20 protein-coding genes are annotated in these 22,209 nt (G+C 40.9%); 4 read left to right on the top strand and 16 right to left on the bottom strand.

Features of this window, described 5'->3' with window-relative positions; translation table 11 throughout:
• The 7 genes from HMPREF8578_RS07900 to HMPREF8578_RS07870 all read right to left on the bottom strand — a co-directional run bounded on the left by HMPREF8578_RS07900 (position 1) and on the right by HMPREF8578_RS07870 (position 7,153).
• Positions 1 to 2,490, bottom strand: coding sequence for a bifunctional DnaQ family exonuclease/ATP-dependent helicase (locus tag HMPREF8578_RS07900; protein WP_025168830.1), 2,490 nt, complete (start codon positions 2,488 to 2,490; stop codon positions 1 to 3).
• A gap of 199 nt (positions 2,491 to 2,689) precedes the next feature.
• Entirely contained in the window at positions 2,690 to 3,541 is an 852-nt protein-coding gene (locus HMPREF8578_RS07895) for an NAD(P)H-hydrate dehydratase (protein ID WP_000862998.1), read from the bottom strand.
• 56 nt (positions 3,542 to 3,597) lie between these two features.
• A complete protein-coding gene (locus HMPREF8578_RS07890) occupies positions 3,598 to 4,371 on the bottom strand; it encodes an HAD hydrolase family protein (RefSeq protein WP_000673614.1) in 774 nt (257 codons plus the stop codon).
• 4 nt (positions 4,372 to 4,375) lie between these two features.
• Positions 4,376 to 5,233 carry a bifunctional methylenetetrahydrofolate dehydrogenase/methenyltetrahydrofolate cyclohydrolase gene (locus tag HMPREF8578_RS07885; RefSeq protein WP_000057220.1) on the bottom strand — a complete coding sequence of 286 codons (858 nt, stop codon included), beginning with the start codon at positions 5,231 to 5,233 and terminating at the stop codon, positions 4,376 to 4,378.
• A gap of 148 nt (positions 5,234 to 5,381) precedes the next feature.
• A complete protein-coding gene (locus HMPREF8578_RS07880) occupies positions 5,382 to 5,702 on the bottom strand; it encodes a TfoX/Sxy family protein (RefSeq protein ID WP_000168531.1) in 321 nt (106 codons plus the stop codon).
• A 33-nt stretch (positions 5,703 to 5,735) separates the two neighbouring features.
• On the bottom strand, positions 5,736 to 6,470 hold the full coding sequence (locus HMPREF8578_RS07875; RefSeq protein ID WP_000140925.1) for an amino acid ABC transporter ATP-binding protein: 735 nt from the start codon (positions 6,468 to 6,470) through the stop codon (positions 5,736 to 5,738).
• Complete coding sequence (locus HMPREF8578_RS07870; RefSeq protein WP_001011622.1) at positions 6,470 to 7,153, bottom strand: amino acid ABC transporter permease; 684 nt, start codon at positions 7,151 to 7,153, stop codon at positions 6,470 to 6,472. Before HMPREF8578_RS07870 ends, HMPREF8578_RS07875 begins: the two co-directional genes overlap by 1 nt.
• Positions 7,154 to 7,344: 191 nt before the next feature.
• On the opposite strand from HMPREF8578_RS07870, the gene HMPREF8578_RS07865 reads away from it, so the two are divergent.
• Entirely contained in the window at positions 7,345 to 7,575 is a 231-nt protein-coding gene (locus HMPREF8578_RS07865; protein ID WP_000443577.1) for a DUF1797 family protein, read from the top strand.
• A gap of 237 nt (positions 7,576 to 7,812) precedes the next feature.
• On the top strand, positions 7,813 to 10,071 hold the full coding sequence (locus tag HMPREF8578_RS07860; protein ID WP_000882488.1) for an ATP-dependent Clp protease ATP-binding subunit: 2,259 nt from the start codon (positions 7,813 to 7,815) through the stop codon (positions 10,069 to 10,071).
• 42 nt (positions 10,072 to 10,113) lie between these two features.
• Here the strand turns inward: HMPREF8578_RS07860 and HMPREF8578_RS07855 are convergent, their stop codons facing one another.
• On the bottom strand, positions 10,114 to 10,728 hold the full coding sequence (locus HMPREF8578_RS07855) for a GyrI-like domain-containing protein (RefSeq protein WP_000873100.1): 615 nt from the start codon (positions 10,726 to 10,728) through the stop codon (positions 10,114 to 10,116).
• A 54-nt stretch (positions 10,729 to 10,782) separates the two neighbouring features.
• On the bottom strand, positions 10,783 to 11,685 hold the full coding sequence (locus HMPREF8578_RS07850; RefSeq protein WP_000841075.1) for a helix-turn-helix transcriptional regulator: 903 nt from the start codon (positions 11,683 to 11,685) through the stop codon (positions 10,783 to 10,785).
• 176 nt (positions 11,686 to 11,861) lie between these two features.
• Between HMPREF8578_RS07850 and HMPREF8578_RS07845 the strand changes: the two genes are divergently transcribed.
• Positions 11,862 to 12,314, top strand: coding sequence for an NUDIX hydrolase (locus HMPREF8578_RS07845; protein ID WP_000013076.1), 453 nt, complete (start codon positions 11,862 to 11,864; stop codon positions 12,312 to 12,314).
• A 58-nt stretch (positions 12,315 to 12,372) separates the two neighbouring features.
• Positions 12,373 to 12,672 (top strand): DUF1827 family protein, encoded by a 300-nt coding sequence (locus HMPREF8578_RS07840; protein ID WP_000767205.1) that lies wholly within the window; start codon positions 12,373 to 12,375, stop codon positions 12,670 to 12,672.
• A 70-nt stretch (positions 12,673 to 12,742) separates the two neighbouring features.
• On the opposite strand, the gene metK is transcribed toward HMPREF8578_RS07840, so the two are convergent.
• The 7 genes from metK to ftsE form a co-directional block, all read right to left on the bottom strand.
• Positions 12,743 to 13,933 carry a methionine adenosyltransferase gene (gene metK, locus HMPREF8578_RS07835; RefSeq protein WP_000003927.1) on the bottom strand — a complete coding sequence of 397 codons (1,191 nt, stop codon included), beginning with the start codon at positions 13,931 to 13,933 and terminating at the stop codon, positions 12,743 to 12,745.
• A gap of 286 nt (positions 13,934 to 14,219) precedes the next feature.
• Positions 14,220 to 15,599, bottom strand: a complete 1,380-nt coding sequence (locus HMPREF8578_RS07830) for a VWA domain-containing protein (RefSeq protein ID WP_000361431.1) — start codon at positions 15,597 to 15,599, stop codon at positions 14,220 to 14,222.
• Between the two features lie 242 nt (positions 15,600 to 15,841).
• On the bottom strand, positions 15,842 to 17,185 hold the full coding sequence (locus HMPREF8578_RS07825) for a DEAD/DEAH box helicase (RefSeq protein WP_002893118.1): 1,344 nt from the start codon (positions 17,183 to 17,185) through the stop codon (positions 15,842 to 15,844).
• Between the two features lie 132 nt (positions 17,186 to 17,317).
• Positions 17,318 to 18,133: an endonuclease/exonuclease/phosphatase family protein gene (locus tag HMPREF8578_RS07820; protein WP_000670846.1), complete on the bottom strand. Its 816-nt coding sequence runs from the start codon at positions 18,131 to 18,133 to the stop codon at positions 17,318 to 17,320.
• Between the two features lie 51 nt (positions 18,134 to 18,184).
• Positions 18,185 to 20,371: a PTS transporter subunit IIBC gene (locus HMPREF8578_RS07815; protein ID WP_000973828.1), complete on the bottom strand. Its 2,187-nt coding sequence runs from the start codon at positions 20,369 to 20,371 to the stop codon at positions 18,185 to 18,187.
• Between the two features lie 219 nt (positions 20,372 to 20,590).
• Positions 20,591 to 21,517 (bottom strand): permease-like cell division protein FtsX, encoded by a 927-nt coding sequence (gene ftsX / locus HMPREF8578_RS07810; RefSeq protein ID WP_000625565.1) that lies wholly within the window; start codon positions 21,515 to 21,517, stop codon positions 20,591 to 20,593.
• A complete protein-coding gene (gene ftsE / locus HMPREF8578_RS07805; RefSeq protein WP_000022275.1) occupies positions 21,510 to 22,202 on the bottom strand; it encodes a cell division ATP-binding protein FtsE in 693 nt (230 codons plus the stop codon). The genes ftsX and ftsE overlap by 8 nt, the downstream gene beginning before the upstream one ends.
• Positions 22,203 to 22,209 lie beyond the last annotated feature (7 nt).

The raw sequence follows: 22,209 nt of genomic DNA, 5'->3' as shown, positions 1-22,209 counted from the left end.
TTACCTTTTCTCTTTCTGGGATTTTTCTTTCATTCTATTGCGACGGGATTGGAGAAATTCAGCTACAGCAGGCTCTAGCTGTTCTCTAGAAAGAACCTGAACAGCCCTTTCTTTTGACAAGGTCTGGGCGATTTGTTTGCCGTAACGCTTGCTGACAACACGACTGTCTAAGATTACAGCAACCGAACCTTGGTTGGGCCGTCTAACAGTACGACCAAGGGCTTGTTTTAGCCGAATGATCGCCATCGGTAACTGATAATCATAGAAAGGATTTTTCCCTTCTTGACGCAGTTCCTGGTTTAATTTTTTTGTTAAAGGCTCTTGGGGATTTTGGAAAGGCAATCTCGGAATCACTTGGATCACGCAAGGATGGGTTGAAAAATCAACCCCTTCCCAGAAACTACCTGTTCCAAGCAAGATCTTGCGTTCACCTTTTTCAAAACGTTTTTTCAGTTGACTTGGTTCCCCATTTTTATACTGAGCTAGATGAGGTTGGTCTAGCAGGTCCGAAACTGCCAGCAACATCTCTTTTGAGGTAAACAAAACCAATAAGGGTTCTTGAAAGGCTTGTAAGCTTCGAATGACAGAAGCCACTTCACTAGCATAGTCAACAGGCGAAACTTCTGTCACAAGAGGAAAATCATTGACTAGAAAGACTTCTTGTTGCTCCTGTTTTGCTACATCAAGCCTAACAAGTGGAGCATCCGGAAATCCCAATAAATCTGCTAGGGAAACCCGATTGCTGATTTCAAGAGTAGCCGATACTCCTAGGAGCCTACAATCTTCTGGCAATAAGTCTGCTAGTATAAAGCGGCCTTTTTTACTTGAACAAATCAAGACATCCTTGCTCGATTTCTCTGCTGTAGCAAGCCAAAATTCACGGTCCGAGGTGAAAAAGTTTGCAATCTCTCTATACTCTGGGAGAGCTAACTCCGAAAAATGCTGGCGCAAGTGTTCGAGAGAATCCAACCACTTTCCATCCTTAAGACCTGACTGATAGTGCTCCATCAAGTAACGACATTCAAAGCTAATACTCTCAAGCAAGCGTTTCTGAACCAAATCTTCCTCTGTCTCCAAGGACTTATCAAGCTGGATTACAAGTTCCTCAAGGCGATAAGCCTGCTGGGCCAGATTTTCAAGAGCTAGCAACATTTTTTGAGCTTCATCCAAAATTACCAAACGGTTGTCGACAAACTCTGGATTGTCTTCCAAACGAGTGACCAGATAGGCATGATTGGTCAGAAGAACGCGACTGGTCTTGGCCTTTTCCTGCCCTCGTTTCCAAAAATCCTCTGTAGCAAATAAACTTTTCTTTGAAAGCTTGCCATCGTGGACTAGTTCTGGTAGAAAATGCTGATAGCGATAAAGTTGCCCAATTTCGTCCAAGTCACCAGTATCTGTCTCCGTTAGCCAGATGAGCAGTTGCATTTTAAAGCGTGTGAAAAGGCGATTGGACTCCGGTCGATGGAGAATTTGATGAAAGGCATCCAGTTTTAAATAATTTTGAGGACCCTTGAGACTATGAATCTCCAGATGGAAGACCTCTTTTAAGCGCTGACCTTCTTCTTGCATGATTTGATTTTGAAGAATTTTGGTCGGAACACTCACTAGGATACCTGCTTGACTCTCCAAGTTCAAAGCTGGGAGGAGATAACCGTATGTCTTACCGAGTCCCGTTTGAGCTTGGATAAAAGAAGTCTGGTGTTCTTCCAATAATTGCTCAATCTTCTCCGCAAAATCCAGCTGTTGCGGACGGTCCTCCAGCCCCAATAAAGAAATATTTTTAGCAAAATCTTTGGATAACTTTCGTGGGACTAAGCCTTTGCTTTCCTTTCTGAGGAAAAGCCCATGAAGTTCCATCAAGTCTGGCGAAGACAAGAGAGATTGTTGCTGATAGACCTCTTCAATCACCAGATAACTTTCATAGAGAAGGTTGTCTGCAAGGTCTAACAAGCTTTCTAAAAGCCCTTTTGGTAGCTCAAAAAGTTTTTGACGCATGTAAAGCAAGAGTTCAGCTGTTGCTTGAGCATCTGACAGGGCAGTATGGGCATGTTCCAGCTCAATGCCCAACTCTTGACAAAGGATACCTAGATTGTATTTTTCAAACTGAGGATATAGAACTTGGGCAAGCTCAACTGTATCCACCCGCGGTGTACGCAATTCATATCCTTCAAAAAAGAGGAATTCTGCAAGAAGGTTAGCATCAAACTGTACATTATGCGCAACAAAAATACCGTCCTTAACCAATTCAAAAATTTTTCCGGCCACCTGAGAAAACTCTGGTGCCGCAGCCAAACGCTGATCGGTCAGACCCGTTAATTCTTTGATATGAGAATCCAAGGGTTCGTGGGGATTGACATCGGTCGCATACTGATCGATGATTTCACCATTCTCAATCACCACAATGCCTACTTGAATAATTTTTGCCTTGCTTCCGGTGCTGGTCGCCTCTAAATCAACGACCACATACCGATCATTTCTCGCATTCATCATTAAAAATTATATCAAAAAAAGCATGATTTGACACCCCTCAACTTTGATAACAATCTCACTTTCCTTGCGAGTTTGAGTAAAAATCAAGACCTTAAAAGTGAGAATTTCACGCAAGTTTAGCAGTTGATTGCTGGTTCTAAGCTAGTTGAAGATCTTATCAACAAAGCTACATCAACATAAAAAGGCAACCAAGGTATTAGCTGCCTTTTTGAGATATTTTTTTCATTGTATTCGGAAGAGCTTTACTAATTTCGGTAGGCAAGACAAGGTAGTTTTCTTGAGCTAGTTCTTGCGCGATAGCTGAATGAAGGTGGGTTGCTATCACTACTCTCTCATAGAGACTGACTTGGTGAAACTGACCTGCAAAACCTGCAATCATCCCAGCCAGAGTATCTCCCATCCCACCAGTTGCTTGATAGGGACCTCCAACCTCTAACTGATAATATTCAGGCTGACCAGCTTGCCAGATACGAGTTGCTGGACCCTTCTCGACTAGAATCGTTCCTTGAGGAAAAGTAGAAAGAGCCCTAGCAGTCGTATCTTTATTTTGATGGTCAAGAACTATACCAGACAGTCTTTCCCATTCCCTTTGATGGGGAGTTAGGATAAGCTGACTGGAAGGACATGGTAACTGACCTTTTGCTAAGATGCCCAAAGCACCGCCATCTGCAATCAAAATCTGGTCTTTTCTAAGGCTGTCAAAGACCCGTTTTACGAGTTCTTCTCCAAATGCATCCTCTCGCAAACCCGGACCTAACAAGACAACTTCTGCCTTTTCCAACTGTTCTTTTAACAATTGCTGGTCTTGAAGAGAAAATGCCATGGCCTCAGGTAAATGACTGTGCAGAGCCGGAATATTTTCCTTATCCGTGCCAACAGTCACCAAACCTGCCCCGCTTTTGACAGCTGCAATGGCTGACATGATGATAGCTCCCCCATAAGGATAGGTCCCTCCCAGCAAGAGCAGGCGACCGTAATCTCCCTTATGGCTGTGACGAGAACGTTCAATAATGACTTTTTCTAATAAAGCTTGATCAATCACTTTCATCGTTTTTTCCTCTCACTCCATTATACTACAAAAGGAGGCTAGAACCTCCTTCTACACTATTTTCCCTTAAATTCCGCAAAAGTCTGTAAGATTTTAGCAGCAACTGCTGGAGAAGGAGCTCCTTTTATCTCTAACGTGTCATCTGCATATGGAGTAAGACCAGCAAAATCTCCTATCTGGACAGAATAGAGCGATGTTTTAAACAGTTCAATATCGTTTTGGTCATTTCCAAAAGCAATGAAGTTCTCCCCGCATAACTTTTCAACAGTTGTCGCCTTATGAGTATCCAAGGGATTAACATAAAGGCACTTTTCATGCGCATGATAAGACAGATGAGCTTGTCCTAGTCTTTCTAACTGACCAAGCAGATCATCAAGCAAATCCTCATGGTCACCCATATAAACGACTACCTTAATCGGAGTCCCTAAGTCCTCAAGTTTCTGATGACGAGCCACCTTTAGGGGATCCACACTGGAAATAAATGGAATTTTTTCTACAATCTGACCGCTATAGTCAAAGCAATCATCTGCAAAAAAAGGGAGATTGTAGGTCTGGCAATAATCTACTAGCGCCTGATAAACTCCAGCATCGAGATTTCTTTCATAGATAGCTTTCCCCAGATAATAGGCTACGCCACCATTCAAACCTATAACCAAACGCTGACTGAGCTCGGGACCTAACAAGCCCAAACAATCCCGATAAGAGCGAGCTGATGCAAATACAAGCTCATGCCCATAATCTTCAGCCTTTAAAAGAACCTGCTTAATCTCTTCATCTATGGTCATATAGTCAAAAGACAGCGTCCCATCCAGATCAAATACGAATTTCATTTTCCTAGTCCTTGTTCAGTGTACGAAGCGCTGCCTGATAGGTTTGTTCCATGAGCATGGTAATGGTCATAGGGCCAACTCCACCAGGTACTGGCGTGATATGACTGGCAAGTGGTGCAACGGCATCAAAGTCAACATCTCCACAAAGCTTGCCATTTTCATCTCGATTCATGCCGACATCAATGACAACTGCACCTGGTTTGACAAAGTCGGCAGTCACAAACTTAGCGCGACCAATAGCAACAACAAGAATATCTGCTTTAGCAGCCACCTTGGCAAGATGATGGGTGCGTGAGTGGGTCAAGGTCACAGTCGCATTTTTAGCCAAAAGAAGCTGAGCCATCGGTTTTCCGACGATATTCGAACGACCAATAACGACTGCATTTTTACCTTCCAAGTCAATCCCATATTCATGAAACATCTCCATAATCCCTGCAGGTGTAGAAGGAATCATAACTGGATGACCTGACCAAAGACGGCCCATATTTAGAGGATGGAAACCATCCACGTCTTTTTCGGGATCAATGGCTAATAAAACTGCCTCTTCGTCAATATGTTTTGGCAAAGGTAACTGGACTAAAATCCCATGCCAAGCTGGATCTTGATTGTATTTGGCAATCAAGTCTAACAATTCCGCTTGGGTAATGGTCTCTGGAACTCGCTTTACTTCACTACGGAAGCCAGCAGCAAGAGCTGAACGTTCCTTGTTGCGAACGTAGACTTGACTAGCAGGATTGTCCCCCACCAAAATCACCACCAAGCCTGGAACTAAACCTGTTTCTTCTTTTAGTTTAGCCGTCTTCTCAGCCAACTGTCCTTGTAACTTAGCTGCAAGAGCCTTCCCATCAATAATCTGTGCCATATCTCTTCTCTTTTCTATCAAATATCCTCTATTATATCAAAAAATAACTCGCCATTCTAACACTTCTTGCCTAATGGACCCTATAGTCTGAAACTATAAGAAAAAGCCCTTGTCGAGCTTTTATGCCTATTTATACTAGGTGAATCTGTCATGCTTTCTTTTTGACTTTTGGAGCCGGTAAGACTTCATACATCTCCTTGATTAATCTCATTAGAAATGATTTATCTTCAATGTCTTCTATCAAAATCATCTCCTTAGCTCCTTCATAAGGACGTTCAAGCCTAGTCTGTCCCAGTTGATCCCTGACCAGCTTCACAGGCTTCAGTAACAAACGATTATCATAGATTCCCCCAATAATCTTCCCACGATAATAAAGGATATACTCTCCCATCATTGGACGATAACTCATCTCCTCTAGCTCTGATAGCTGTTCGAGAATAAAATCTAAATATTCTTTACTAGAAGCCATGATGCCTACTCCATTTCTTCTAAAAATGAGATCTTACAAAACCTTACTCAAAAATTCCTTGGTCCGTTGTTCTTTTGTTTGATCGAAAATCTCCTCTGGTGTTCCATCTTCAACAACAACTCCATCCGCCATAAAGATGACACGGTCTGCTACCTCACGCGCAAAGCCCATTTCATGAGTCACAATCACCATGGTCATCCCTGATTTGGCAAGGTCTTGCATAACAGCTAGAACTTCTCCAACCATCTCAGGGTCTAGGGCTGAAGTCGGCTCATCAAAGAGCAAAACATCTGGTTCCATAGCCAGTCCACGTGCAATGGCAATCCGTTGTTGCTGACCACCTGACAAACTCTGTGGATAAGCCGTCGCCTTATCTGGCAAGCCAACTTTTTCTAACAGTTCCTGTGCTCTTTTCTCCGCAACTTCCTTGCTTTCACCTTTGGTTTTAATTGGTGACAAAGTGATATTTTCCATCACTGTCATATTAGGAAAGAGGTTGAATTGTTGGAATACCATACCCATCTTTTCACGCATGGCAAAAAGGTCATTTTTCTTATCTGTGATATCAACTCCTTCAAAAATAACCTTGCCTTTACTTGCTTCTTCAAGGAGATTCATCGAACGAAGGAGAGTTGATTTCCCGCTACCTGACGGACCGATAATGACCACAACTTCTCCACGTTTAATCTCAAGATTGATGCCTTTTAAAACTTCATTTTTCCCAAAAGACTTATGTAGTTCTTCAATTTTAATCAAGGTTTCTGTCATTATTTCTTGTCTCCTTGTCCAATATGTTTTTCAAATGCTTTCAACGCCACTGTCAAAACAGAGGTCATAATCAAATAGTAAAAGGCTGCAAATAAAAGGGGAGTCAACGGTAAATAAGTTGTTGTTGCTACTGTAGTTGCACCATTCCACAACTCCATCACCCCAATCGCAGACAAGAGGGAACTATCCTTGATAATGGTGATAAACTCATTTCCCAGAGCTGGAAGAATATTCTTGATAGCTTGTGGCAAAATGACATAACGCATGGCATTTTTCGGACGAATACCAAGAGAGTAAGCAGCCTCTAACTGCCCTTTAGGAACCGCATTGATCCCAGCACGAACAGTTTCTGAAACGTAAGCTCCACTATTCATAGAAATAATCAGAATACCAGGAATCAAACGAGAAAGATCAACTCCTAAAATTCCCACTTGGATAGTCGGAGCATTGATATGCATAAGAGCAAAGGCAATCATTATTTGAACCATCATCGGAGTTCCACGGAAGATCCAAACATACACATTTGCAAACCAAACGAGCGGTTTAAAGCGTGAACGTTGGGCAAAGGCCAGTAACACACCTATAATGGTCCCTAAGCAGACAACAAGGATGGAAATCAATACGGTAATCAGAGCACCATAGTTAAAATATGGTAAATACTTTGGTAAAAAAGAAAAATTCATATTCAATCAACTTTCTATGTATTAGATTGTATGATTATAACATGAATTGAATTAAAATGCAATCTTTTTTCTCTAATTTTAACAATTAACTTGATAGAATAGAGAAATAGAGAGAAATCACAGTTTTTTTCTAGTCAACTACCTCTTGTTTATGGTAAAATAGAAACGATAAGAAATGGAGGAGAATCAAAATGGAATCACATTTGGTTAGAATCATTAACCGCCTAGAAGCAATGACAAAAGATGGTGGAAATCTAAAACGTAATTTTGAACGTGAAGGTGTTGTTGTCGCAGAAGTTGCATACAGCCACGACGAAGAAAATGGATCACTCTTCACCCTTCGCGATGTAGAAGCTCGTGAAACTTATACCTTTGATAGCATTGATTTAATTGCAATGGAGATCTACGAACTCCTTTACTAATATAAAAACAACGGGCAGTAAGGCCCGATGAATGAGAATCCTTTTTGTCACCACAAATGGGATTTTTTCTTACCTTCAATGTCGCTTGATTCTCCATAAATCCTTCTTTTAAAAACGACCACTTCCCAATCTTTTTACTTGCTTTACACCTTAATCATGCTATAATGAGAGTATAGAACTTTGACTATTCTTGACCTTTTTCTTAGACCAAGAATAAGAATGAAATGAGGTAGATGTATGCTCTGTCAAAACTGTAAAATAAACGACTCAACAATTCATCTGTATACCAATATCAATGGACAGCAAAAGCAAATTGATCTCTGTCAAAATTGCTATAAAATTATCAAAACAGATCCAAATAATACCCTCTTTAAAGGAATGACTGACTTAAATAATCATGACTTTAATCCATTTGGCGACTTTTTCAATGATTTGAACAATTTCAAACCTTCTTCTAATAACGTCCCTCCAACTCAATCTGGTGGGGGATATGGAGGAAACGGTGGTTATGGACCTCAAAACCGAGGCCCACTTCAAACACCACCTAGCCAAGAAAGAGGACTCCTAGAGGAATACGGTATCAATATTACTGAGATTGCTCGTCGGGGAGATATTGACCCTGTTATCGGTCGAGATGAGGAGATTATCCGCGTTATCGAAATCCTCAACCGTCGAACCAAGAACAACCCTGTCCTTATCGGAGAACCAGGTGTTGGTAAAACAGCTGTTGTTGAAGGTCTAGCTCAGAAGATTGTCGATGGCGATGTTCCCCATAAACTTCAAGGCAAGCAGGTCATCCGTCTGGATGTGGTCAGTCTAGTACAAGGAACAGGGATTCGAGGCCAATTTGAAGAACGTATGCAAAAGCTCATGGAAGAAATTCGCAAACGTGAGGACATCATCCTCTTTATCGATGAAATCCATGAAATTGTTGGTGCAGGATCTGCTGGCGATGGCAATATGGATGCAGGAAATATCCTCAAACCAGCCCTTGCCCGTGGTGAATTGCAAATGGTTGGTGCCACTACTCTCAATGAATACCGCATCATTGAAAAAGATGCTGCCCTCGAGCGCCGTATGCAGCCTGTCAAGGTAGATGAACCAACTGTCGAAGAAACCATTATCATCCTTAAAGGAGTTCAAAAGAAATACGAAGACTACCATCACGTCAAGTATACTGATGCTGCTATCGAAGCTGCTGCAAATCTTTCCAACCGCTACATCCAAGACCGCTTCTTGCCAGACAAGGCTATTGACCTGTTGGACGAAGCTGGTTCAAAGATGAATCTGACGCTGAATTTTGTTGATCCTAAAGTGATTGATCAGCGTTTAATTGAAGCTGAAAATCTCAAGGCGCAAGCTACACGAGAGGAAGACTTTGAAAAGGCTGCTTATTTCCGCGATCAGATTGCCAAGTACAAGGAAATGCAAAAGAACAAGGTGACCGATCAGGATACTCCAATCATCAGCGAGAAAACTATTGAACATATCATTGAGCAGAAAACCAATATCCCTGTTGGAGAACTCAAAGAAAAAGAACAATCTCAGCTTATCCATCTAGCAGACGACCTCAAAACTCATGTCATTGGTCAAGATGAAGCTGTCGATAAGATTGCCAAGGCCATCCGTCGTAATCGTGTTGGACTTGGAACTCCTAACCGGCCAATCGGAAGCTTCCTCTTTGTCGGACCAACTGGTGTCGGTAAAACAGAACTTTCCAAACAACTAGCCATTGAGCTCTTTGGTTCTGCTGACAGCATGATTCGCTTTGATATGAGTGAATACATGGAAAAACACAGTGTAGCTAAATTGGTCGGAGCCCCTCCAGGTTATGTTGGTTATGATGAAGCTGGTCAGTTAACGGAAAAAGTTCGCCGCAATCCATACTCTCTCATCCTTCTCGATGAAGTTGAAAAAGCCCACCCAGATGTGATGCACATGTTCCTTCAAGTCTTGGATGATGGTCGTTTGACAGATGGGCAAGGACGTACAGTTAGCTTTAAGGATGCTATCATTATCATGACCTCAAATGCGGGTACTGGTAAGGCCGAAGCCAGCGTTGGTTTTGGGGCAGCTCGTGAAGGACGTACCAACTCTGTTCTCGGTGAACTCGGCAACTTCTTTAGTCCGGAGTTTATGAACCGTTTTGACGGCATCATCGAATTTAAACCTCTCAGCAAGGACAATCTTCTCCAAATCGTCGAACTCATGCTAGCGGATGTCAACAAACGCCTCTCCAGCAACAATATCCACCTCGATGTGACAGACAAGGTCAAGGAAAGGTTGGTTGACTTAGGTTATGATCCAAAAATGGGGGCACGGCCACTCCGCCGTACCATTCAAGACCATATCGAGGATGCCATCACTGACTTCTACCTTGAAAATCCAAGTGAGAAAGCCCTCAAGGCAGTCATGACAAGCAATGGCAATATTCAAATCAAATCTGCCAAAAAACCTGAGAAAACAGAAGAGATTGCTTCTGAAATAGAAGAATAAATCTCATAAAAAGAACAGGAAACAAGATTTCCTGTTCTTTTTTTAATTCTCTTCTTGAACTTGATAGCGAAGAATTGTTTTTAATTTGCTTGGCTCCGTTCGATGAAGGTTATTAAGATAAATTTCTCGGTGGACTTCCGAAGTTCTTTTGAGTTTATGAAGTTGACAAAAATGCTCCATCTCTGCAAAAGTCTCATTTTCAGTATCAAAAGGTCCTACATGAAGCATAGCAAGACTTTGGCCCTCTTCTATCATTTCAAAACGAATAGCCTCATAGAGAATATTTGGCTTCTTGATTATGACCTCTTCCAAAGCTTTTTCAAATAGTTCTCTCGTAATAAAATCGGGTTGCCCAATCATAATGCTATAAGAAAGCTCACTTTTTACCAGTTCTCCCTCCTTCTCCTTTTTCCATACACCTTCTAAAGGAAAGACAGTAAAATCAGTGTAAACCTTATCCAGAGGAGCTTTTTTATACTTCATCTTTATCGCATAGGCTAAGACATATAAGGCCCCTACGCGTTCTGAAAAATCTTCTTGATTTGGATCACCTTTACCCTCAATCACGATATAGGATTGACCTGGTACCTGTAGGATGCTGGGCCTAGCTTTCACTTGATAAAGATCTTTTGCTTCTTTTCTCCATTCGTATTTCATTTGGTTCTTCTCCTTTCTATCTCTAGTATAGCACCAAAACCCTGACATCTTTTGTCAAGGTTTGTAAAGTTTTTGGATTTTTTCTACTCTAGAAAGCAATTCCTTCTTCAGATGATTGGGGGCGAGTATTTCCACCCCATCTAGATAAGACAGGAGGTAAGTATACAGACTTTCATGCTCTGGTAGGACTGTCTTGACATAATAACACCCATCTTTCCCCAAGCTAATCTCATCTTCTGAAAAATCTTCATAAACCCGGAAAGCAAGCTTGGGACTAAACTTCAAGGAAACTTCGATTTGATGTGCCACTTGATCTGAACCATCAACCCAATCCTCCACATTTTTCTGCTTCACAGTTTCAGTTGTTAGGTGATAATTCCTAATTCTAGACAATTTGAAAAAACGCCACTCTTCCTTCAAACAACAGTAGGCATGAAGGTACCAATCTCTCTTTTTAAATACGAGTCTAAAGGGCTCGACTGTACGAATCGTTTTCTGACCACACCCACCTAGATAAGTAATCACCAGTTGCCTTTTCTCTAGAATAGCATGTTTGATGTTATCAAATAATTCTTTTTGACCTTCTCGCTTTCTCCAGTCAGTCAAGTCTACTTCTATCCAAGGGCTGGGAGAAACTTGAAAAATAGATTCCAACTTTTCAAGTAACATATCTTGCCTGTCATCGGTCAGGGCTTGAATCCCTTGCAAAGCTGACAGAAGTTCTAATTTTTCATCCTCCGATACGAGATTACAATCCAGAACAAAGTTCTTCATTAAAAAGATTCCGCCCGCCTTCCCAGGTATCGAATAAAGGGGAATCCCTGCCATACTCAATCGTTCAATATCGCGATAAATCGTTCGTACAGATACTTCAAATAATCGGGCTAATTCAGGAGCCGTTGTACTGCCTTTTTCTAAAAGTAAATACAGGATACGAAATAGTCTTGATTCTGCCATAAAATCACCTCTCTTTTATTATACCAGTTATAGTGCTAGGTCTGGAAAGTTTAACTAGACAAGGATTGACCAAGACAAAGTAGCTTTTTCTGCACCAGTTCGTTGGTTTATTCTTGACAGCTAGCGCCTCGTCCATTATGATAATAATAAAGATACTAGAGAATGAGGAAAATGCAATGGCAAACCCAACTTTTGGTGATAAAAAAGAGAATGTGACCTACCAGCCCCGCCATGGTGTGTACGCAGTTATTCCGGATGCAGAGAAAAAACAAATTGTCCTAGTCCAAGCTCCCAATGGTGCTTGGTTCTTGCCAGGTGGAGAAATTGAAGCAGGCGAAGATCATCAAGAAGCACTAAAGAGAGAACTAATCGAAGAACTTGGCTTTACAGCTGAGATTGGTACCTATTACGGACAAGCTGATGAGTATTTCTACTCTCGCCACCGTGATACCTATTACTACAATCCAGCTTATCTATATGAAGCTATTTCTTTCCAAGAAGTACAAAAACCATTGGAAGATTTTAATCATATTGCTTGGTTTCCTATTAGTGAGGCAATTGAAAAACTCAAACGTGGTAGCCATAAATGGGGAATAGAAGCTTGGAAAATCCAGCATGGAATTGACTAAAATACACGATTTTATCCAAAAAGTGCTATAATAGAGTTAGAAAATCGGAGGAACTGTTATGAAGCTTATCAATACGACAAACTCACACTCGCAACTTGTTAAAAGCCAATTAGAAAGCACAGACGCAACTCTTGTCGAGGTCTATTCTGCTGGAAACACAGATGTAGTTTTCACACAAGCCCCGCTTCACTATGAAATCCTCATTTCCAACAAACACCGTGCTATTCGTGAACCTGAAATCGAAACCATCCAAGACTTCTTCTTGAAACGTAAAATCGACAAAGGAAGCATTGATGAAGCTAATATCAAGACGCTTTATTCAGATAAATTGATTGAGATTTCAATCCCTATAAAATAAGAAGACCAGCCAAAATCTGGTTTTCTTTTGCAAAAAAGATTAGTAGTGCACAGCTACCAATCTTTTAATTTTATTTCACAGCTTCTTTCAAAGCGTCTACCTTGTCCAAACATTCCCATGGAAGGTCAATATCTGTACGTCCCATGTGTCCATAAGCCGCTGTTTGACGGTAAATTGGGCGTTTGAGATCCAGCATTTGGATAATTCCTGCAGGACGAAGGTCAAAGATTTGACGCGCTGCTTTTTCAAGCTTGCTTTCAGCTACTGTTCCTGTACCAAAAGTATCGATACGAACAGAAACAGGTTGCGCTACCCCAATAGCGTAGGCTAATTGTACTTCTGCCTTCTTAGCAAGGCCTGCTGCAACGATGTTCTTGGCAATGTAGCGAGCTGCATAAGAGGCTGAACGGTCCACCTTCGTCGCATCCTTACCTGAGAAGGCACCACCACCATGACGAGAGTAGCCACCATAGGTATCCACGATAATCTTACGACCAGTCAAACCTGAGTCTCCTTGAGGTCCACCGATTACAAAACGACCAGTTGGATTGATGAAGAATTTGGTTTGCTCATCCAAGTAAGAAGTTGGGATTACCTCTTTGATGACCTTGCTAATCACATCATTGTGAATTTGTTCATTGCTAACTTCTGGGTCGTGCTGAGTTGAAATAACGACTGTATCCACACGTACTGGACGATCATTTTCATCATACTCAACTGTAACTTGTGATTTTGCGTCTGGGCGAAGATAGCTGATTTCACCAGACTTACGAAGTTCTGCCAAGCGACGAACCAGTTTGTGGCTGAGTGAAATTGGCAATGGCATGAGTTCTTCTGTCTCATCCACTGCAAATCCAAACATGAGACCTTGGTCACCAGCACCAATCAAGTCCAGTGGATCTTGATCTGCACTTCCACGGACTTCCAAGGCTTCGTTAACACCTTGGGCGATATCCGGCGACTGCTCAACAAGCGATGGATGAACTCCAACTGTTTCCGCAGAAAAACCATATTCTGCATTCGTATAACCAATCTCTGCAATGGTATCACGAACCACACGGTTGATATCCACATAGGCATTTGTAGAAATTTCACCAAAAACATGGACAGAACCAGTGTATACAGCTGTCTCAGCAGCAACGTGCGCCTCTGGATCCTTTGCTAAAATAGCATCCAAAATCGCATCTGAAATTTGGTCTGCAATCTTATCCGGATGCCCCTCAGATACAGATTCAGACGTGAATAATTTACGTTCTGACATAAAAATGTCCCCCCTTAAAAAATATTGTTATAGAGTTACAAAGTACTGATAGAAATTTCTACCATCTTATCGGGACTATATAACCTTATCATTATACCACTTTTTACTTTTTTTTGCAGTATTTTCTCTAAATCAAAAAAAGAACCTTACGGCTCTTTTCTCATCATAAAAATTCGGCTTGTACTCCATAATACAGAAGATTATACCTACGCTAATCTGCATACTTTGTTTACAAACTACCTATTTTTTTATCACAATGTTCTTACAAACAATCTTCCAGTTAGGCTTACTGTTCCTTAGACTTTCTATTGCTTACAGTTAAGCCAAGTCCAGCCATTAGGAGGCCAAGTCCTACAATACCATAGTTCGCTGTATCATTACTTCCTGTATCAGGGAGTTTCGCCACTTCTTTTTTATAAGCTGTAGCTACTGGAACTGTGGTAGTTGGAGTCGCACTTCCTGTCTGAGCAACAGGTAGTGTTGTACGACGTTCTAGGTAAAATTGGTAATTATCTTTCGTTATCTTGTAATTGTGTCCTTCAGTCACAGTTTCAACAATCCATGTAGTTGCATCCTTAGTTAAAGAATCAGCCAAGTTACGATCAATATTCATTAATCGACCTTCAGATGCAAAATCTTTATAGCTAATATCGGTCCCTGTCGAAGTTGCAACAATTCTTTCGATTTTTGCGGCTTTCAAAGACGCAAGAGTATTCGCCATCGTTGGAATTGAAGGATCCTCCTTCATTGGAGCATCTGTCAACAATACGACAAACTTTTTATTTTTAGGTGACTTAGACCAGTCGTAGGTTGAAACAATTTGTGTAAGAGCAGGTGTAGAAGTTTCAGGGAAGTCTCCACCATGTGCAAGCTTAATGCCTGCTAATGCTTTTTCAAGCTCAGCTGGGTCAGAGGTAAAATAAGATTCATTAAATTTTGTTAAAATTGTACCCTCATCTGCTAATCCACCTATACGTCCATATACTTCATCACTAAAGGTAGCTAATCCAAAACGTGCTGCTACTCCATCTTTAGCAAGATTTCTTGCAAACTCATTGATATTGTTACGGACAGTGTCAATAGTTCGAGACATAGATGCTGAACGGTCCACAACAAAAACGATATCGGCAGAGTTAGATTTTGAAATCGTTCTTGTCGCTTTCTTGATTTCGACTGTAGTTGTTTTATCAACACGTTCATATTGGGTATAAGAATTTCCATCTTCATCTTTCCCACTCACTGTACTCTCAGTTGTTTCAGTCTTTGGAGCAGGAAGTTCTTCACTTTTTACAGGTGCCACTTCTGTCTTTGTGACTTCGACTGTTGCAGTTTCTTCATGAATCTTTTGATCACCTTCTTGGCGTTCTTTCACGTCAATAGGTGAAACCTTCTTAGAAACATCAACAAGTTCTCCAGGTTTTGCATCTGATTGGTTAACGACTGGTTTCGCCTCATCAGCTTTAATTTCTGCTACAGCAGCTTCGACTGCCGATTTATTTGCTTCGGTTTTCTTTACTGTTTCAGCTGAAGTAGATGCCGGTTGTGTTGTTTCATCAGCAGACACCTGTCCAACCTGAGCAAAAGCAAACAAAATTGCTACAGAAGCCAACCCAACTTTCATTTTACGGAATGAAAAACGTTGTTGTTTCATAAATGATTTATCCATAGAAGTCCCCTTTTCTTTTCACGGATCAAATGGTATAATCCGATTGTTTTATAGTATGATAACACAAATTTGTATAGTTTTCAATTTTTTTCCTTACAATTTCAATAAAATGTTGGTCTAAAAACAAGTTTTAAAGCTAATACTGTTTTATAAATCAAATTTTTTTAAGTATATAATTATTAGTTCTATCGAATACTTCAGGAAATAAAAACTCAGTAGAATCAGGTGATTCTACTGAGTTTTTAAAATGTTTGGCGTTTGGCTTTGCGCTCGGCACGGCCACGTGCGCGATTTTCAGCACGCTTGGTTTTGCGGCGTTTTTCATCCACCGCCCATTGAATCTTCTTCTTATAGCCAGGTTTGACTTTTTTCTTTTTCTTTTTAACCAAGCCAATCATTTCAATATCAAGCTTATCCTGCTTCTTTTCACGATTAGCACGACGATCACGGTCATAGGTATCTTGAAACTCTCCGTCTTTGACCATCTTAGGAATAAACTTGATTCCTAATTTCTCCAACTCAAGGATATCCGAGTCATCACTAGGCTGGTAAAGGGTAATCGCTGTACCAGGCAGTCCGTTGCGCCCAGTTCGTCCAACACGGTGAACAAAGAAGGACAAGTCTTGCGGAATGGCATCATTGATAACATGGCTGACCCCTTCAATGTCAATTCCACGCGCTGCCAAGTCTGTTGCAACAATGTACTCAAAATCCAGATTTTTCACTTGATTCATGATCCGTTTGCGTTCACGAGGAGCAATATCTCCATGAATCTTAGCTACCTTCAAGCCTTGAGCAGTCAAGTAGGCATGTAACTCATCAGCACGCGTTTTTGTATTAACAAAAATCATTGCTAAATAAGGCTGCATCAACTGAGTCAACTGATAAATTTGAGCGTTCTTGTCACGGCCCTTGGTCGAAATCAACCAGTTATCAATGGTATCTGAGATGACTGTTTTGGTCTTAATTTTCTCCATGACAGGATTTGACAAGTATTTCTTCAAGAATGGTTGCAATTTTTGAGGAATCGTCGCTGAAAAGACCATGAATTGCAAGTCTTTTGGAAGGCTCCCTGCAATCTTATCAACGGTTTCCAAGAATCCCATATCCAAGGTCATATCGGCTTCATCAATTACAAAGGTCTTGGCCTTGTGAATAGCCAAATCACCAGATTTGACCAAGTCATAGATGCGACCTGGCGTTCCGATAACAATATGTGGTTGGTTGCTGGCAAGTTTTTCAATCTGACGCGCCTTATCCGTACCACCCACATAATTAACCACACGAACTTCGACATCTGAGTGAGCTGCAATCTGACGGGCTGCTTGGTAGATCTGAGTAGCCAACTCACGACTTGGTGCAGTAATGACCGCTTGCACACTATCGCTAGTTTCATCTAATTGCTGAAAAATGGGTAGTAAGAAAGTGTGGGTCTTTCCTGAACCTGTTTTTGACTCGCCCACCAAGTCACGACCTGCCAGTACAATAGGGATTAATTTTTCTTGTACCTCTGTCGGAGTTGTAAATTTTAACTCCTCCAAGGCTTCTACTATATAATTTTTAAATTGAAATTTCTTAAATGACATACTATCCTCGATTCTATCTTTTCAATTATACCATATTTTGTCCTATTACAGTAGCCCCATTTGAGTCTCAGTCCTGTAGTAAAGATTCAAGTAGATTAAAAAGTTGGAACTCTCTGGTTCCAACCTCTTTCATTATTTCCAGGTCAATACAGCATTCAAACCATAATGATCACTGACTTGTGGACTATTTTGGCCATCAAAAACTACTTGTAAACTCTCTACTTCTAACTCTTTGGTCGTAAAGACGTAGTCGATTCGTAGTGGTTCAGTATTGCCTTTCCAACCATCAATTTCTGGTGGTACTGTATAGCTACCACTTCTTTCTTTTGCAACTTCAAACGCGTCTTGTAATCCTAATTGGCTAGCTAAAATCGCTTGATAGCCTTCCTGACCAGCTGGATTATTAAAATCACCTGCTAAAATCAGAGGTTTGTTCAAATCTTTTAGTACAACCTCAAATCGTGCCCATTCTTCTTGGAAACCTTTATCCCACCAAGAGAGATGAACGCTTGCAAGAGCCAGTTCCTTGCCTTCAACTTCTGTCTCAGCCAAGGCAACGCGACGAGTATGGTAGTCCGTTGGATCATCTACATCTGATACTAAAATCTCACGCGCCTTAATAGGTGTTTTGGACAAGATAGCTACGCCTTCATGGTAGCGGTCATAGCCAATATGATTATAAGCCCAAGTCCAGTAGTAGTTTTTCCCTTTCTCAGCCAATTTTTCAACCAGAAGTCGGACATAGTGATCCTGATGAATGGGTTCTGCTGATGGTAAAGCTTGATAGTGATTGTTAGCCTCTACCTCAGGTGAAGTCATTTCTTGATTAATTTCTTGGAAACAAATCAAATCATAGTCCTTATCGAGAATATCTTGGAGTAAGATTTGGAATTTTTCCTCTGCTTCCTTCTCCATCCAACTGTGAGTATTGAGTGTTAGAAATTTCATGCTTTTCTCCTAAAACAAGAGGTTGGAAAACAGCTTCCAACCCCAAGTATATTACAATTCTACTTTAGCAACTGCTGTTTTAGCTGCAAGAGAACCTGTTTGTTCTAATTTAACTGATTTGAGGACATCACCATTTGTGAAGACAACCACTGTTGATGTTTTGCGTTCTGCTTCTCGAATAGCATCCAAGTCAGCTGTAACAAGAAGATCACCAGCAGCCACTTTTTGTCCTTCAGAGACATGAACGGTAAATGGTTTTCCTTCAAGACTTACTGTATCCAAACCAATATGAACAAGCACTTCAAGACCTGAGTCAGTGACAAGACCAAGAGCGTGTTTTGTTGGGAAGATACTTGATACAGTACCAGTAACTGGAGATACAATGTTACCATTTGCTGGTTCTACTGCAAATCCATCACCCATCATTTTTTGAGCAAAAACTGGATCTTCCACTTGTTCCAAAGCAACAACTTGACCATCAGCTACTGAGTAAACTTCTTCAGTTACACCTTTGTAGTGTACAGTATTTTGTTGGTTTTCTGTCATTTGGCTTGGAAGAGTTTCAGGAATAATTTCACCTGAGTCAAGAATATCTTGGATATCAGATTTCAATACGTCAGCTTTTGGTCCGTAGATAGCTTGGACACCTTGTCCTTTCATGACAAGCCCCATAGCCCCTTCTGCTTTCCATTGTTCCTCAGTACCAACGCGATCTGCGTCTTTAACAGTTACACGAAGACGAGTCATACATGCATCCACATCTACGATATTTGCACGACCACCAAGAAGGTTAATGATATTTACGGCTTGAGAAGCTGCTGCAACTTTTGGAGTTCCAGGAGCTGCTTCTTCTGATGCTCCTTCAGCTGTTTCGTAGTTTCCGTTACGTCCTGGAGTTGCGTAGTTGAATTTCTTGATCATGAAGTTGGCAATGAAGTACATGATAACCGCAAAGAGAACAGTTACCCAGATAAAGTTAACGATATCCATACCAATACCAGCATTAATTGCCAATGGTGTACGAGTCAAGAATTCAATTGAACCGAATGAGTGGACACGAAGGTGAACAATATCTGCCATAGCAAAGGCAGCACCTTGAACTACTGAGTATACAAGGTAAAGAGGAGTCGCGATGAACATGAACATGTACTCGATAGGTTCAGTAACCCCTGTCAAGAATGTTGCAAGGGCTGTCGCAATCATCATACCCTTGTATTGGTGTTTCTTGTCAGCATCAACATTGCGGTAGATAGCAACGATGACACCCATCAAGATACCAAATGAACCGATCATTTGTCCAACTTTGAAACGAGCTGGAGTGACTGTTGTAAGAAGGTGTTGGTATTGGTCAGCATTTGAACCTTTAAGGTTAACAAGGTCAGTTACCCATGCAAGCCAAAGTGGATCTTGACCAAATACTTGTGTTCCTTTTGCTGCACCAGTTAACACTTCGTATGTTCCACCAAGAGCTGTATAGTTCATTGGGATAGTCAACATGTGGTGAAGACCAAATGGCAAGAGCAAACGTTCCAAAGTACCATACAAGAATGGTGCAAGGACTGGAGCAGTTTCTTGTGAGTTGGCAATCCAAATACCAAAGTTGTTGATACCTGTTTGAACTACTGGCCAAAAGGCAGCAAGTAGAATTGCAGCAATAGTTGAACGAAGAATAACGACGAATGGTACGAAACGTTTACCATTGAAGAATGAAAGGGCATCAGGAAGTTTACGGAAGTTGTAGTATTTGTTATAAGCTGTTGCTCCAACAAAACCAGAGATAATCCCTACGAAAACCCCCATGTTAAGCGCTGGTGCCTCAAGAACGCTGATAAAGTAGTCAGCAACCTTGATTGAACCACCAAAGAAGGTAGTAACCATTGCTTCAGGGTTTTTCAACATATCACCTGTAACACCGAAGATAGTACCTGTAATACGGTTAATCAAGATAAAGGCAAGTCCGGCTGCAAATGCACCACCTGCACGTTCTTTTGCCCAGCTTCCCCCAATAGCAAGGGCAAACAAGATATGAAGGTTACCGATAACCCCCCAACCAATTTGCTCAAGGATTCCACCTGTAATCACTAGAGGAGCAAGGTTTGGGTCGATCATCACGATTGATTTACCGATTGAGATCATCAATCCCGCCGCTGGCATAACGGCGATAACCACCATTAAAGCCTTACCGAATTTTTGCCAAAATTCGAAAGACAAGACATTTTTGAATGTAGCTTTCATCATTCAAATCTCCTTTATTTTATTTAGGCAAACGTTTTACGAAAACGTTTGCATTTGGTTATGTATTAATTATACCACTTTTATTTTTTTTGTAAAGGCTTTTATAAAAAAATTGTCTATTTTTTTTTATTTTTAGAAAGGAAAAAGAGAAGTTTACGAAAACTTCTCTTTTAAATATGTATTATTTTTCTGATTTGTTCTGCAATTTGCATTTAAATCCAACTAGATCTTCAAGAATCGACGCATTGAAATCCCTGAACCAATTGAACCAATGAAAATTCCGATTACAAATAATAGGACTGTCATCAGAGGGATAAACACATCTGGTGTAATCATTGACAAGTTTTGACCTACCAAGGATTTATTGACAGATTGATAAACCATATTGTAAACAAAGAATACAAGGACTGAAGGAATTGCTGCACCAAGCAAGCCAATAAAAGCACCTTCTAGCAAGAATGGACCACGGATATAGCCATTTTTCGCTCCTACAAGACGCATGATCTGAATCTCACGACTACGTGAAATAATAGTGATACGAATGGTATTGGAAATGAGGAAGACTGCGATAAAAATTAAGAGCCCTGCAATAACCAATCCCCAAACACGGATAAAGGAAGCTAGTTCAAAAAGTCGTTGAGTGTTGGCTCCACCATCTTGAACCTCTGATACTCCCTCAATTTTCTTAGCTTCTTCAGCTACCGTTTTAACATCACTCGGAGAATTTGTATCGACGATATAAGCATCATAGAGAGGATTTGCATCCCCTTCAAAGACCTTCCAATCGTCACCCATTGTTTCCGTTAGTTTTTCGTACTGTTCTTCTTTACTTGAGAAGGTAACACTCTTAACAGCAGGTATAGCTTTCAAAGCATCATAAACCTTGTGGTAGTCATTATTGGTAACTGTCTGACCTTCTTTTACAATCGTTTCACTATTATCCGCTACATCCTTACGAATGTAAACCATTACCCGAACGTTGTTTTCAATATCGGTAGCCAGTTTTGCTGTATTAAAAATTACAGATGCAAACAAGGCAACGAGGGTTAAGGTAATCATAACCGAACTTACTGCTGCTACTGTCATCCAGCCATTTCGTTTTAAACTTTTTAATGATTCAAATAAATGGCGAAAAAATCTACTAATCATCGTATCCATATTCTCCTTTAGCTTCGTCACGAACGACACGGCCATTTTCAATGGCAATGACACGGTGGCGCAAGGTATTTACAATCTGGCTATTGTGAGTCGCCATCAAGACAGTAGTACCTTGGAGATTGATGCGTTCCAACAGATTCATAATTTCCCATGAATTATCTGGGTCCAAGTTTCCTGTTGGCTCATCGGCAATCAATACTTTAGGATTGTTGACAATCGCGCGAGCAATCGCAATCCGTTGCTGCTCTCCACCTGAGAGTTCATTAGGGAAAGAGCGAACCTTATGTTTCAAACCAACCAGGTCCAATACTTCCATAACACGTTTTTTGATGTTGCGACGGCTCTCACCGATTACTTCCATTGCATAGGCAATATTCTCATAAACGGTCTTCTTAGGCAAGAGTTTGTAATCCTGAAAGACTACCCCAACACTACGACGTAGTAATGGAACATCTTTCTTCTTAATTTTAACTAAATTAAAGCCTGCAACTGTTAGGCTTCCTTTTTCGATCTTTACTTCTCGGTATAAAGCTCGAATAAAGGTTGACTTACCTGCCCCAGAAGGTCCTACGATATAGGCAAACTCTCCTGGTTCAATGGTAACAGATACTCCACGCAGGGCAGTCGTTCCATTGTCATACTTTTTGACAACATCTCTCATTTCAATGATTGACATATGAGTT

The sequence above is a fragment of the Streptococcus oralis ATCC 49296 genome (assembly GCF_000185265.1).
GTDB classification, from domain to species: Bacteria; Bacillota; Bacilli; order Lactobacillales; family Streptococcaceae; genus Streptococcus; species Streptococcus oralis_BC.
This window is presented reverse-complemented; position numbering and strand designations above follow the sequence as displayed.

What these genes read in the sequence shown, in the direction of transcription:
- HMPREF8578_RS07820 (WP_000670846.1), bottom strand. Translation starts at nt 18,133, where the DNA reads ATGAAATTTCTAACACTCAATACTCACAGTTGGATGGAGAAGGAAGCA.
- HMPREF8578_RS07850 (WP_000841075.1), bottom strand. Translation starts at nt 11,685, where the DNA reads ATGGCAGAATCAAGACTATTTCGTATCCTGTATTTACTTTTAGAAAAA.
- ftsE (WP_000022275.1), bottom strand. Translation starts at nt 22,202, where the DNA reads ATGTCAATCATTGAAATGAGAGATGTTGTCAAAAAGTATGACAATGGA.
- HMPREF8578_RS07825 (WP_002893118.1), bottom strand. Translation starts at nt 17,185, where the DNA reads ATGTCATTTAAGAAATTTCAATTTAAAAATTATATAGTAGAAGCCTTG.
- HMPREF8578_RS07840 (WP_000767205.1), top strand. Translation starts at nt 12,373, where the DNA reads ATGAAGCTTATCAATACGACAAACTCACACTCGCAACTTGTTAAAAGC.
- HMPREF8578_RS07885 (WP_000057220.1), bottom strand. Translation starts at nt 5,233, where the DNA reads ATGGCACAGATTATTGATGGGAAGGCTCTTGCAGCTAAGTTACAAGGA.
- HMPREF8578_RS07860 (WP_000882488.1), top strand. Translation starts at nt 7,813, where the DNA reads ATGCTCTGTCAAAACTGTAAAATAAACGACTCAACAATTCATCTGTAT.
- HMPREF8578_RS07845 (WP_000013076.1), top strand. Translation starts at nt 11,862, where the DNA reads ATGGCAAACCCAACTTTTGGTGATAAAAAAGAGAATGTGACCTACCAG.
- HMPREF8578_RS07890 (WP_000673614.1), bottom strand. Translation starts at nt 4,371, where the DNA reads ATGAAATTCGTATTTGATCTGGATGGGACGCTGTCTTTTGACTATATG.
- HMPREF8578_RS07875 (WP_000140925.1), bottom strand. Translation starts at nt 6,470, where the DNA reads ATGACAGAAACCTTGATTAAAATTGAAGAACTACATAAGTCTTTTGGG.
- metK (WP_000003927.1), bottom strand. Translation starts at nt 13,933, where the DNA reads ATGTCAGAACGTAAATTATTCACGTCTGAATCTGTATCTGAGGGGCAT.
- ftsX (WP_000625565.1), bottom strand. Translation starts at nt 21,517, where the DNA reads ATGATTAGTAGATTTTTTCGCCATTTATTTGAATCATTAAAAAGTTTA.
- HMPREF8578_RS07865 (WP_000443577.1), top strand. Translation starts at nt 7,345, where the DNA reads ATGGAATCACATTTGGTTAGAATCATTAACCGCCTAGAAGCAATGACA.
- HMPREF8578_RS07880 (WP_000168531.1), bottom strand. Translation starts at nt 5,702, where the DNA reads ATGGCTTCTAGTAAAGAATATTTAGATTTTATTCTCGAACAGCTATCA.
- HMPREF8578_RS07895 (WP_000862998.1), bottom strand. Translation starts at nt 3,541, where the DNA reads ATGAAAGTGATTGATCAAGCTTTATTAGAAAAAGTCATTATTGAACGT.
- HMPREF8578_RS07830 (WP_000361431.1), bottom strand. Translation starts at nt 15,599, where the DNA reads ATGGATAAATCATTTATGAAACAACAACGTTTTTCATTCCGTAAAATG.
- HMPREF8578_RS07870 (WP_001011622.1), bottom strand. Translation starts at nt 7,153, where the DNA reads ATGAATTTTTCTTTTTTACCAAAGTATTTACCATATTTTAACTATGGT.
- HMPREF8578_RS07900 (WP_025168830.1), bottom strand. Translation starts at nt 2,490, where the DNA reads ATGAATGCGAGAAATGATCGGTATGTGGTCGTTGATTTAGAGGCGACC.
- HMPREF8578_RS07855 (WP_000873100.1), bottom strand. Translation starts at nt 10,728, where the DNA reads ATGAAATACGAATGGAGAAAAGAAGCAAAAGATCTTTATCAAGTGAAA.
- HMPREF8578_RS07815 (WP_000973828.1), bottom strand. Translation starts at nt 20,371, where the DNA reads ATGATGAAAGCTACATTCAAAAATGTCTTGTCTTTCGAATTTTGGCAA.